The organism is Streptosporangium sp. NPDC048047 (genome assembly GCF_040653115.1).
In the GTDB taxonomy this organism is placed as follows: domain Bacteria; phylum Actinomycetota; class Actinomycetes; order Streptosporangiales; family Streptosporangiaceae; genus Streptosporangium.
The window spans coordinates 94,751-106,785 of the sequence record NZ_JBEZNH010000009.1 but is presented as its reverse complement, the minus strand read 5'-3'; the positions used below and the strand labels follow the sequence as shown (position 1 = coordinate 106,785).

Sequence of the window (12,035 nt, the reverse complement as noted above, 5' to 3'; positions counted from 1 at the left end):
ATGTTCCCATCCGTGCAGGAGGTCTTCGTGCGCCACCCACTGGTTCGCCGACTAGCCGCTCGCTGCGGCGCCGCCGGTCTGATCACCGGCCTGCTCGCCGGCCTGCTCACCGTCGCGGCCCCCGCCGCCTCGGCGGCCGACACCACGACCGACCTCGGGGTGACCTTCGACTCCTACACCGCCGACCTGGCCGTCGGCGGCGGCCGGGTGTTCGTCTCCGCCACCGACCGGATCATCGTGGCCGACACCGACGGAAACCTCACCGGCGACGTCGTCACCGGCCTGTCCGGTGTCCGCGAGCTGGCCATGAACGCGGACGCCACCCGCCTGTACGCGGCGCTCACCGGCTCGAACGAGGTGGCCGAGATCGACACCGCGAGCCTCGCCGTCACCCGGCGGATCGACCTTTCGGCTCACCCGTGCCCGTCCACCCTGGCCCTGCTGGGCGAGCGACTGTGGGTGGGGCACGGATGCGACGACCCCGGCGGCGTCGTCGGCCTGGACCTGAGCGCGGCCGTACCGACACCGACGGCGGTCGGGGGCGAGCACCTGAGCGCTCCCGTGCTCGCGGCCGCCGGCGACACGCTCGTGGTCGGCCGGACCGGCCTGCACCACGCCGACATGCTCGTCTATGACATCGGCGGCGGCACCCCGGAACTGCGCGGCACGATCGACGGCACGAAGTGGCGCATGGACTACCTGCGCGACCTCGCCCTGACCTCCGACGGCGCCACCCTGTACTCCGCGGCCGACGGCCCCGGCCGCTTCAACAGGTACGACACCCGGACCCTGGCGGTGACCGGCACCTACGGCGACGGCTGGGACGGCTACCCCTCGGCCGTGGCGCTCGGCTCGGGCGGTGCCTACGTCGCCGCGGGACGCCAGTACGGCAGCGCCGACCTCACGCTCTACGACGCCGCGACCGGCGCGAAGCTGTTCGCGGCCGACAAGCCGGACGCCGAACTGCTCCCGGACGGCGTCGCGTTCTCCGGCTCGGACGTCTTCGCGCTGCTGCGCAGTTCCGCGGACCGGCTGCTGCTGTGGCGGGTGACGGGCGTCGCGCTGCCTGCGTCCAAGTTGACGGTGAAGGCCCCGGCGCGCGCGTTCATCGGCTCGCCGGTCACCGTCGAGGGGTGGCTCACCCGCGCCGACGGCAAGGCGCTCGGGCTCAGGCCGCTTACGGTGACCCGGCGCTCGGTCGAGGGGAGGAAGGATCCGATCGCCGGCGTGACGACGCGGAAGGACGGCACGTTCACCTTCCAGGACACGCCGCCGGAGGTCAGTGAGGTGACCTACCAGGTGTTCTGGGACGGCGACGACAGCTACCGCCGGAGCGACGCCTCCGTCACCGTGATGATCAGGCATGTGTCCACCCTCACCATGGACGGGCCGCAGTCGGGTGTCGCCGGCACGCCCGTCACACTGACCGGCGTGCTGACGGCGGGTGACCATCCGCCCGTGAGGGCCACGCTCACCGTGCAACGCAGCGTGTACGTCGACGGCGTCAGCGGTAAAAGCGTCACGCCGCCGCCGGTGAGCGTGAACGACGACGGCACGTACACGTTCACCGACACGCCCGCCGTCGCCGGCAGGTACGACTACCTCGCGATGTGGTCGGGGGAGGCCACAGCCGGACCGGCCAAGGCCACCCACCGGATCATGGTCGAGTGATCTGAAGGCCGTGCCCGGCCATCGGGCCGGGCACGGCCGTGGTCACGTTCCCGGTGAAAGCCGGTGCGCGGCCTCGGCTACGGCGTCATGCCCGAGCCGCCTTCCGGAAGGCGCATGCCGCGACGCGACGGCGCGCCTCCCGGAAGGCGGCTGCGGCGTTGGACCGGATCTGCCGGTCAGGAGGGACCGTCGAAGCCACCGGTCTTGATGCCGCCGATGAAGGTCGCCCAGGTGTCGTGGCGGAAGAGGAGGGTACCGCCGTCGCGGTCCTTGGTGTCGCGGACGGCGACGGCATCGTTGACGAACGCCACCTCAACGCAGCTCGGGCCGTCGGCGCTGAGGCTGCTCTTGCGCCAGCGCGCACCGGAGAGGTCGGGCTGCTGCATCCTGCTTCCTTCCCCTAGCGATCTTCACGCAGGGACGCGATGAGAGCGGCCGTGTCGGCGGGGCTGAGGGCTATCGCGCGAAGATGCTGGCATGTGTCGTTGTATTGCCGGATATCCGCCTCTTTCTCAAGAAACAGACCGCCGGCCATGCTGTCAATGTGAATCACGTCGGGGCCGTCATCGTCGAACTTGAGCACGATGAAGCTCCCCGGCATGCCGGGATGGGCTCCGGCTGAGAACGGAATGACCTGGACGGTGATGTGTGGGCGCTGGGCCTGCTGAGCGAGGTGCGTGAGCTGGTCACGCATGATGGCGTCATCACCGACCGTCCGCGACAGCGCGGCCTGATCCAGGATCGCCCATAGCCGCAGAGGCGTTTCGCTCTCCAGAAGCGCTTGGCGGTGCAGCCGGGCGGCGATCCGCGTCTCGATCTCGTCGTCGGTGATGGTGGGCCGCACGCCGCGCATCACCGCCCGCGCGTAGTCCTCGGTCTGGAGCAGTCCCGGGATGAACAGCGACTCGTAGTTGATGGCCTCGCGGGCCTCCACTTCCAGGCCGATGTACGCGCTGTATTTGTCGGGAAGGTCTACCTCGAACCCGTGGATCCAGCCGCGTTGCTTGGCCTCCTTCTGCAAGGCCACCAGTCCGGTGCGGCGGTCGCCGGTCACGCCATAGGCGTCGAGCAGAGCGTTGAGGGTCCGGAGCTGCGGTTTCGCCTTGGCTGTCTCGATCCGGTGGAGTGTCGCGAGGTTGACGTCGGTCTTCTCGGCCACCTCGGTCTGGGAGAGTCCGGTCTCCTCCCGGAGGCGACGTAGCTCGGAGGCCAGTCGGCGCAGGCGAACCGTGGGCGGCTGGCGTCTGGTTCGTTTCAGGGGTGCCACTATGCCCAAACCGGGCTTCTCCTGCATCTTTACCGCCTCTCTGGATTATGCGGGCAGTGTGAACGCCTATATTGCGTTCACCCATTGTGATGGTGCATGCTCTCAGCGTAAAGCCTGCCGGGTTGGTTCCTCTCCGGAAGGCGAAACATCTGATTTCCCTGGATAGCCGGGCGGATGATCTTCCCTCCCGAAACGGCCCACCCCGTTCGGGGTCCGTCCGGCCCAAGCGGCATGACCCGCGGCAGCCCCCTGCCGCGTCCCAGGTCGTGCCCTCATGCGACCGGCGCCGTGCTCCCATCCCCCGTGGGGAGAGCAGCCGCCCCCGTCTGCGAACGGCGCCGGTCCCATGCCCTGCCGCCTGTCATGCCGACCAGGAACGGGTAGCCGATGACCGACTTCAGCGCCGGAAAGCACCACCTGGAACTCTCCCTCTTCCCGACCTCGCCCTACTACGCCCGCGTCCACGTCCAGCGCGTACTGGAGGGCTGGGGCTGGGACGACCTGGTCGATACGGCCCAGCTCATCGTCTCCGAGCTGGTCTCCAACGCCATCAAGGCCCACCTCGCCCCCGTCCCCGGCGCGGACCTGGAGACGGCGACGCCTCCGCCCCCCGACCACATCTGGCTCGACCTCTACCGCCCCGGCGACCCCGAGCATGCCGAAACCCCTGAAAGCACCGGAAGTGATGGGGCTACCGGAGCCGTCCGGGACACCGAGGCTGCCGAAGAGTCCGGAAGCCCCGGAAGTCCCGGGAACGCCGAGAGTGCTCAGGACGCCCAACGGTCCGGTGACCTGGTCGTGCTGCGTGTCTGGGACGCCGCCGGCCGTACCCCGCCGGTCCTCCGTGACCCCGGCCCGGACGACGAGGGCGGTCGTGGCCTCTGCCTCGTCGACCTCCTCGCCCGAAGCTGGGGCCACTACCGCCTCGCCACCGGCGGCAAAGTCGTCTGGTGCACCCTGACCGCCCCGCCGATGCTTTCCGGCGGCTCGCCCGGTCCCGATGACCCATACGTCCCGCCAGCGGGATCAAAGGTCGCGAGAGGATCGCATAATGCCTGATCAACAGCGGGATATTTGCGATGATGGCCGGACGGGAACGAGATTCGCAGCACGCGGAAGGGGTGGGACGGTGGCGTACGATCCGAAGCTCACTGCGGCGCTCTCAGGCGCCACTCTCCGCCAGCTCGCCCACTGGCGCAAGACCGGAGCGAGCCGGGGCGCGGTGCTGGTGCCGGAGATCTCCGGCACCCGGCCCGTCCTCTACTCCTTCCGTGACGTGGTGGCGCTGCGGACCTGTGTCAGGCTGCGTAACGACGCCTCCCTGCAGAAGATCAGGCGGGCGCTCGACACCCTCCGCGAGGACCTGAAGGAGCGCGACCACCTGTCGTCCTACACGCTGGTCGCCGACGGCAGCAGCATCTACCTCGCCGCTCCCGACCAGGCGGTCGATCTGGTGCGGACGAAGGGCAACGTGGTCATCCACGAGATGGTGGACGTGCTGCGGCCGTTCTACCGCGACGGCAGGCACATCCCTGACCTGTTGCAGCCCCGCGAGCACGTGGCGGTGGACCCGGCGATCCGCGGTGGGGTTCCGGTGATCGAGGGCACCCGCGTCCCCTACGACGAGGTCGCCGCGCTGCTTCGGGACGGTATCCCGCCGGAGCGGATCTCCGACTACTACCCGAGCGTCACGGCTTCGGCGGCTCGCGACGCCGCCGACTTCGCCGACTACGTCGACAGCTACGATCCCCCCAAGGAACCACGTGAGGCTGCTGCTGGATGAGAACGTGTCCAAGCCGCTCCACCAGGCCATCGGCGCGTTCGTCGTCGGACACGAGATCGTCCACCTGCTCGACCTCGATTGCTGGTCGGGCATGCGGGACGAACGCCTCTACCCCCGGGCGGCGGCCGAGGGGTTCCATGTCATCCTGACCAACGACGCCCGCCAGATGCAGCGGCCCCGAAAGGTCGAGGCGATCGCCGCCTCCGGACTGCACCGGATCGAGTATCCGCACAAGCACCCCGGCCTGATCGGCCTCGGTCTCGCGATCGCCACGGTCGCGGCCGGGCTGCCCGCCGTCTTGGCGCTGCTCGCCGAAGCACATGGTCAGCGCCTGGTGACGCTGCGCGGCATCGACCCGGCGCCGGCCAGCCGTCTGCGCGTGGTCGACCCTGCCGTCGCACCGCCGAAGTACTGGCCGGACCTGGCGTGATATCTCGATCACCATGCCGCGAAGCGTCGCAGGTGTGACCGGGGAAAACGCGAACGCCGGGCTCCCGATTCCATTGGGGGTTCTCGGCTTTGCTTCCGCGCCCCAGGGAACGCGGCGTCCTCGGTATCTCTCGCGAAGGAGTAACGATGGGTGGATTTCGTGACTCGCCCACCCCTCTGGCGCGCGCCGTACTGGCGGTGCTGAAAGTGGCTCGCGAGCCGCACGTGGAGATCACCAGGACGAAGCTCGCGCCACTTCTCTATCTGGCCGACCTGGACGCCATCGAGTTGGGGCGCACCCGGTTCAGTGGTGCTGCCTGGCGCTGGGACGGCCACGGCCCCTACGACCACGCACTCATCCGCGCCGAGGAGTGGGCCGTGGAGAGCGGGCTTGCGGAGCGCCGCGACTCACCGCCCGCCGAGTACAGCTCGCATATTCTCTCCCTGACCGTCGACATCGATGATCCGCTCAGCCCAGCCGACATGGACTGTGTGCGAGCCGTGATCCACCTTCACGGTGGCCGGAGCGAGGCCGACCTGAGCGATCTCTCCCGTGAGACCGCGCCGATCGCGGAGGCGTACGCGGCCGGTGAGCGGGGAGTCCTGCTCGACCTCAACCGGGCGCGTCGCCATAGACAAGCGGACGCGCTCCGCGAGCGATTCCGGGCGCGACGCGAGGCCCGGCCCCCGCAGCACGACGACCCCGGTGTCGGCGACACGCTCAGGGCAGAGTTCCTGGAGACGAGAGACAGTCTGCGCCGGGCCAATGCGAAGACCCTGGGTGACCGGTGAAGGGGGCCATTCACAAGGGTGACGTCTATCCGGTGTCCGGTAGATCAGCACGCGAGAACTGGTTGGAGGTCTACCGGCTTCCGGTTTACGCGCACGATCTCAATCAGCGAAAGTCTCTGAGACCACCTCATTGTTCCTGCGCCGCCATCCAGAATTGCAAGACGAACAAGTCGACCCGGTAGATATCACGAGGGAAACGAGGTTCACGGTCGTTTTCCAGCAGTCGCCAGCGCACGCAGAGGGACCAGACGGTGTCACGTCGACCCAAGTCGAATACGGCGTTTCGTGTGCTGGCAGCGGGCGTTGAGCTGATTGCGCTGATCCTGCCGGTCGTGAACAAGACCTCACCGGTCCAGGATTCTTGCCAGAAGTCATCCTCGGGTAGGGCACCGTCCCAGACCTCGTAGCGGACATATGTTTGTGCTTCCCAGCTGCTCTTCAGTGTTATTGCATTGGGGCCAACGTTTATATGTTTTCCTGTTTTGGGTTCTAATGTATCCCATGGTTCGGGTGCGTCCCATAATTCTTCATCATGAACGCCGATGTCGAAGATGCCGAACGCATCCTTGACGGCCTTCTCATCGACAAATGATGAGATGATTTTAGCGATTAGATATCATCCTTCAATAGTATGGTTTCTTAATGGCTTGCTGGAGGCCGAGCCGTACCGGCACGTGGTGCGCGGCGCGGGCATCCAAATCGTCCGGCACGCCCTGGACCTGGTCTTGCCGCCGGCCGGGCTGCTCTCGGCCGTCGAACGGCTCGCGGGGTCGATCGCCCACGAAGCCCCGGCCGGCTTTGATCTCCGGGCAGAGGTCTCACCGAGGCGGACGTGGCGGCCGAGTCAGAAGTAGGCGCCAGGTATGGCGGCGCCGAGAACGGGGCGGCGAAGGTGTTGCGGACCGATGATGACGCCGGTGATCCGGCCGGCGAGTGCCAGGGCTGCCGGGACGGGGTTGTCGAGGTGGTCGTCGGCGGCCGGGTCGATGCCCAGTTCGCGGAGGTGACGGTTGAGCCGGTCGGGGTCCGCGCCCTGTCTGTCGATGGGGAACGCCGGGTTGACGGCGGTGATGAGCCGGCCGTCGGCGGCATGGGCGATGAGGTGCTGGGCGAAGTCGTGCCGCTGCACCGCCACGGCCTCTCCGCCGTCGCGCGACAGGGCGCCCAGGACTTTCCATTCCACGCCGCGCCAGCCGCAGTCCTCGATCGCGACGGTCCAGTCTCCGATTCGCCTCACGGTGATGATCTCAGGTCCCTCCGGCTGGGAGTGGTCCTCATCCTCGATCAGCCGGATGTCCTCGTCTTCGGCGCCGAGCCGGCGCAGCACCTCGCGCTCGCCGAGCCCGCGAACGAAAACGATCGTGTAGATGTCCCCGAGCCGGTCGTCCCCCTGCCACTCGTAGTCCTCCGGTGACGCGCCGGGGGTTCTCGCGGTGGCGTGGACCATCTCGAACTTCTCCGCCTGCTCGTGGACCTCGGGATGGGCGGTGAAGAAGGCATCCATGATCTCCGGCGCGAGGCGGCCACGCTCGCTGACGGGGTGGCCCTTCTGCTGCGCCCACGCGCGGATGCGGTGGAGGGTGTCGAGCCCGAGCGTCCGGTAGGTGACGCGGAGGGGGGTGAAGTCGGCATCAGACATGAGCGGAAACTACCAACACGTCGGTGCCCTGTCCGCTGGCCCGCTCCGGGTCGAGTGGAGTCGCGTTTCCGGAGTGTCAGCTGCTCGACGCGCTTGCGGTTTCTCCGCGAGCCGTACTGGGCCGAGCCGTACGGGATCAGCGGGCGGGGCGGTCGGGAGGGTCGACGATGGTGGCGGGACCGATGTCGTCGGCGGCTCAGTTCTCCTCGATGCGTTCCTCGCTGTCCCCGCGCCGGCGGAGCACTCGCTCGGTGATCCCGCCGGAGAGCCTGCCCGTCACCGATCTCGCCCGGTCGAGGGTCTCGTTGCCGAGTCTGCCCGTCACCGATCTGGCGCGGTCGAAGGTCTCGTTGCCGAGGCGCCTGGCGGCGTTGACGCCCTCCGCTCCCGTCTCCAGCACCTGGTCCCTCACCTCCACGGCCGCGTCCACCCACCGTTTCGCGTCCAATGAGTGCCGGCCCTGCTCGATCCCGAGCCGCTCGTGGAAGTCGACGACGGCGACCGCGACATGGTTGCTCGAACGCACCACCGCCGGGGACGTGGTCGGGTGCAGCAGCACCTTCATGTTGGCAGTGCCGACGACCGCGACGATGCGTTCCATCAGACGCTCGGTGCTCTGTGAGATGAGTTCCATCCGGTTCCGCCGGGCGGTCCGAAGTGCGAGGCGATGCCGGTCCAGCTCGTCCGGAGACGCATCCAGCACGCGGTCGAGTTCGAGTACGGCGATCGCATCCTGCAGTTGGAGACAGCGAGCCAGAACGGCGAGCCATTCCTGAACCGTGGACTCCGCGTCCTTGGACGCCTTGGCGAGGTCACTGATCCTGGCTTTGCGCTCCAGCTTCTCGGCGAGCGCGTCGAGCCGGCGCAACGCGTACGCCTGGGTCCGCGCGATCGTCATCGCCGTGGCCTGCACCTTCGACCATGTGACCTCGGAGACCCCGCCCACCTGCTCCCGGACGGTCATGGCCTCCTCGATGACGAAGCCCGCTCCGATCATGTCCGCCAGCACCGCGTCCTTCTGGGAGCGGAGCACATCGTCGATTTTCCGGTCGATCACGGCGAGATAGTCGGTGACCTCGTCCATGGCCTGCCGCATCGCGAGCTGTGCCATGAGCCCCGCGACGCCGGACAGAGCCGCCGGGTTGGTCAGACGCGCTCCGGGCGTCTTCACCAGTTCGAGGAGCCCCTTGATCTTGCCGTTCTCCATCAACACGGCACGACTGAAATCAGGATTCGACCCCTTCATCAGCTTGTGGTCCTTGAGAGCCCGCGCGGACTGCTCGGTCAGCTTCACCCAGCGGCCCGATTCGGCGGCGATCCCGGAACCCGCCTGCGCGGCTTCGGCCGCGGCACCGAGGACGGATCGGAGCCTCGGCAGTCCGAGGTCCTTCGACGGCAGCCCCACGGAGGCGAGGAAACGTTCGACGGCCGTCGGGCTTCCGATGACCGCCACGCCGTCATCGTCGCTGAGCAGTTGAATGTCGTCATCCATCATCGGCTCCTGAAGTGGCTCTTCGTAGTCGGAGGCGCGAGCGGTGCGCGCGGCGGTGACCCGGTAGGGGCCGAGGTCTCCCGATGGCGGAAGTTCTCAACACTCCATCCGGAAGCCCTCAAGGTGCCTGACGTTACCTTCGCCCGCCCTGGCCTGACCACGTTTTGACATTTCGATCGAGTCGGCCTCGTGCCGGCGAGGAAAGAAGAGAACCGCGCCCGCGACGCTGAGCGAAATTGGCGATATCGGATTAATCCTGTCTAAGCTGGCCGCGCGGGCCCTCACCGAACGCCTCGGTCGTTTGGCCTCGGGAGACCGCAGCCCCACAGAAGGCCCCGATCAGCTTTTGACTTTCCGTATACAAGAAACAACCGATTATGCAAGGATTGTTGATCTTTTGTGGTTGCGGCATTCCGGAAGGGGTCGGTGTGAAGGCCAACGAGACGACGCTGCGGAAGCTCATCGACGGTGAACAGGAGTTGCTGGTGCCGCTCTACCAGCGCCCCTACTCCTGGGAGCGCGAGCAACTCACCGCGCTGTGGAGGGACATCGAACTGCAGGCCGAGCAGCTCGAACGGCGGAGAGACAACAGCCACTTCCTCGGTTCGGTCGTGCTCGCCCCCGGCCCGGACAACGTTCCCGACAGGTCGCAGTGGCTGGTGGTCGACGGTCAGCAGCGCCTGACCACGCTCATGGTGGCCCTGTGCGCCCTTCGTGACTACCAGTCGGCCGAGGACCCCCAGCATCGGGCCCGGATCAACGAGACCTACCTGATCAACAAGTTCCGTAAGGGCGACCGGAGATATCGGTTGCTACCCACTCAGGTGGACCGGCAGGCGTTCATCGACTGCGTCGAGGGGCAGCCGTTCGGTGACACCGAGAGCCGGATCGCGAACGCCTACCAGTTCTTTCGTAGCAAGTTGGTCGCGGTCGACGATCCGGCGGACCCCCACGACATCGAGCGCATCGAAAGCGTCGTGCTCAACCGGCTGAACCTCGTGCAGATCGTCGTCGAGGGCGACGACAACGCCTTCCGGATCTTCGAGTCCATCAACAACACCGGGATGCGGCTCAGCCAGGTCGACCTGATCCGCAACTACGTCTTCATGCACCTGCCTACCCGGGGGCAGTATGTCTACGACATCCACTGGCTGCCGATGCAGAAGTTGCTCGGGGCGAAGGGGATGGATCAGCTGATGTATCTCGCCCTGATCCTCGACCGGGGCGACGAGGCGCAGTACAACGACACCTACCGCGGTCACCAGGAACTGCTCCGGGCCGTGACCCTGAACAACCGGGACGTCGAGGTCCGGGTCGAGAGCTACGTCAAGGACCTCGCCCGCCGTGCTCGTTATCTGCACCGAATCCTTGACCCCACCGGTACGTCGGCGATCGACGCCCGCCTGCGCTTCCTCAATGAATGGAAGGGCAATACCGCTTACCCGGTCATCATGCGCCTGCTGGAGCTGTACGACAGCGGAGAGGCCACCGAGGACGAGGTGGTGGAGGCGCAGCGCTACATCGAGAGCTTCCTGGTCCGTCGGCTCATCGGGGGAGTCGCCACCGGGAGCCTCAACAGGATCTTCATGCGCCTGACCCGGGAGCTGACCGGCGAGAGGCCCGCCGACGCCGTACGCGCCGGTCTCTCGCCCGCCCGGCTGTACTGGTCGTCCGACGAGCAGTTCCGCGCCGACATCCGGAACCGCGCCTTTTACTGGCAGGGCCGTACCGGGCAGCAGAAGCTCGTGCTCCGCCGCCTGGAGGAGAGTCATGGGGCCAAAGAGGCCGTGGACCTCTCCGACAAGAAGATCACCATCGAGCATGTGCTCCCGCAGAGCCCGACGGCCGACTGGCTCGAACAGCTCAGCGCCGAGGGAGACGCCGCGCGCGTCCACCGGGAGCTGGTGCACACCCTCGGCAACCTCACGCTCAGCGGCTACAACTCCGAGCTCGGCAACATGTCGTTCGCCAAAAAGCGCGACTTCCTCGGCCGCAGCGGACTTGCCATGAACCAGGAGATCGCCCGGCATGAGCGGTGGGGAAAGGGGGAGATCCAGGCCCGTGCCGACCGGCTCGCCGAGCAGGCCATCGAGATCTGGCCGAGCCCGATCGATGTCGGCCCGGTCGGCCCCTCCCGGGACTGGACACTGCTGCATGAGGCCCTCGCGGCGCTGCCCGCGGGCAGCTGGACGACCTACGGTGACCTGGCCGAGCTGATCGGATCGCACGCCGTACCGGTCGGCGTCCACCTGTCGAAGTCCCGGGTGCTCAACGCGCACCGGGTGCTCACCGTGTCGGGCCAAGTCTCCAAGGGGTTCCGGTGGGCGGACGACGACGATGACCGGGACGTCCACGACGTCCTGCGCGCCGAAGGCGTCAAGCTTGACGAGGCGAACCGCGCCGACCTCGCGCAGCGGATGACGGCGCGGGAGCTGGCCGAGCTGCTCGATCTCCCTGGCGCGCTGAACCTCAGCGAGGCGGAGCTGACCGCGGATGACGGCCACGCCGACGTCGGTGAGCACGAGGAGCGGTTCTTCCAACAGCTGGGCGACGAGCGCGGCCCGCATACCTCCGGCGCGGTCTCCCGGCTGCTGGACTGGTGGCGCGACCGAGGCGGTGAGGTGCAGTTCGGCCGGTCGGCGAGCGCCTCCTGCGCGCCCATCGTCAAACGTGGCGCCGAGATCCTGCCGATCGTCCGCTTCTACACGAAGACGGTGGAGGTGCCATTCGGGACACTCAAGCAGCGCGTTCCGTTCAACGACCCCATCCTTCGCGACGAACTGCGCAGGATGCTCAACCAGGCCCCGGGCGTGGAGCTGCCCATGGCCAAGCTGGAGCTCTATCCCTCCTTCGACGTCGACCTGATGGCCGACGAGGCCGTCTGGGACGTGGTCGTCGCCTGCCTCGACTGGTTCACCGCCCGCGTCGCCGCCCATACCGAAGCGGCCGGCGGCTGACCGGC

General features: G+C 67.6%; 11 protein-coding genes. 7 read left to right on the top strand and 4 right to left on the bottom strand.

All coding sequences use genetic code 11. From position 1 onward, the window contains the following. Positions 1-12: 12 nt before the first annotated feature. Positions 13-1,671, top strand: a complete 1,659-nt coding sequence (locus AB0D67_RS10875; RefSeq protein ID WP_362932303.1) for a hypothetical protein — start codon at positions 13-15, stop codon at positions 1,669-1,671. 176 nt (positions 1,672-1,847) lie between these two features. Here the strand turns inward: AB0D67_RS10875 and AB0D67_RS10870 are convergent, their stop codons facing one another. Next, a complete protein-coding gene (locus AB0D67_RS10870) occupies positions 1,848-2,057 on the bottom strand; it encodes a DUF397 domain-containing protein (RefSeq protein WP_362932301.1) in 210 nt (69 codons plus the stop codon). Positions 2,058-2,071: 14 nt separating this feature from the next. After that, positions 2,072-2,965 (bottom strand): helix-turn-helix transcriptional regulator, encoded by an 894-nt coding sequence (locus tag AB0D67_RS10865; protein WP_362932299.1) that lies wholly within the window; start codon positions 2,963-2,965, stop codon positions 2,072-2,074. Positions 2,966-3,325: 360 nt separating this feature from the next. On the opposite strand from AB0D67_RS10865, the gene AB0D67_RS10860 reads away from it, so the two are divergent. The 5 genes from AB0D67_RS10860 (at position 3,326) to AB0D67_RS10840 (ending at position 6,796) form a co-directional block, all read left to right on the top strand. Beyond that, the gene (locus tag AB0D67_RS10860; RefSeq protein ID WP_362932297.1) at positions 3,326-3,997 is read left to right on the top strand and encodes an ATP-binding protein; all 672 of its coding nucleotides are present in this window, start codon (positions 3,326-3,328) and stop codon (positions 3,995-3,997) included. Positions 3,998-4,067: 70 nt separating this feature from the next. Next, the gene (locus tag AB0D67_RS10855) at positions 4,068-4,721 is read left to right on the top strand and encodes a DUF433 domain-containing protein (RefSeq protein WP_362932295.1); all 654 of its coding nucleotides are present in this window, start codon (positions 4,068-4,070) and stop codon (positions 4,719-4,721) included. Beyond that, positions 4,702-5,151 carry a hypothetical protein gene (locus AB0D67_RS10850; RefSeq protein ID WP_362932293.1) on the top strand — a complete coding sequence of 150 codons (450 nt, stop codon included), beginning with the start codon at positions 4,702-4,704 and terminating at the stop codon, positions 5,149-5,151. The genes AB0D67_RS10855 and AB0D67_RS10850 overlap by 20 nt, the downstream gene beginning before the upstream one ends. Positions 5,152-5,297: 146 nt before the next feature. Continuing rightward, a complete protein-coding gene (locus tag AB0D67_RS10845; RefSeq protein WP_362932291.1) occupies positions 5,298-5,942 on the top strand; it encodes a hypothetical protein in 645 nt (214 codons plus the stop codon). Positions 5,943-6,484: 542 nt separating this feature from the next. Further along, on the top strand, positions 6,485-6,796 hold the full coding sequence (locus tag AB0D67_RS10840) for a hypothetical protein (RefSeq protein ID WP_362932289.1): 312 nt from the start codon (positions 6,485-6,487) through the stop codon (positions 6,794-6,796). On the opposite strand, the gene AB0D67_RS10835 is transcribed toward AB0D67_RS10840, so the two are convergent. Further along, the gene (locus tag AB0D67_RS10835) at positions 6,787-7,581 is read right to left on the bottom strand and encodes a DUF6461 domain-containing protein (protein ID WP_362932287.1); all 795 of its coding nucleotides are present in this window, start codon (positions 7,579-7,581) and stop codon (positions 6,787-6,789) included. The genes AB0D67_RS10840 and AB0D67_RS10835 overlap by 10 nt on opposite strands. 196 nt (positions 7,582-7,777) lie before the next feature. After that, positions 7,778-9,073, bottom strand: coding sequence for a hypothetical protein (locus AB0D67_RS10830; protein ID WP_362932285.1), 1,296 nt, complete (start codon positions 9,071-9,073; stop codon positions 7,778-7,780). Between the two features lie 428 nt (positions 9,074-9,501). Here AB0D67_RS10830 and AB0D67_RS10825 point away from each other — a divergent pair, with 428 nt between their 5' ends. Beyond that, on the top strand, positions 9,502-12,030 hold the full coding sequence (locus AB0D67_RS10825) for a DUF262 domain-containing protein (protein WP_362932283.1): 2,529 nt from the start codon (positions 9,502-9,504) through the stop codon (positions 12,028-12,030). Positions 12,031-12,035 lie beyond the last annotated feature (5 nt).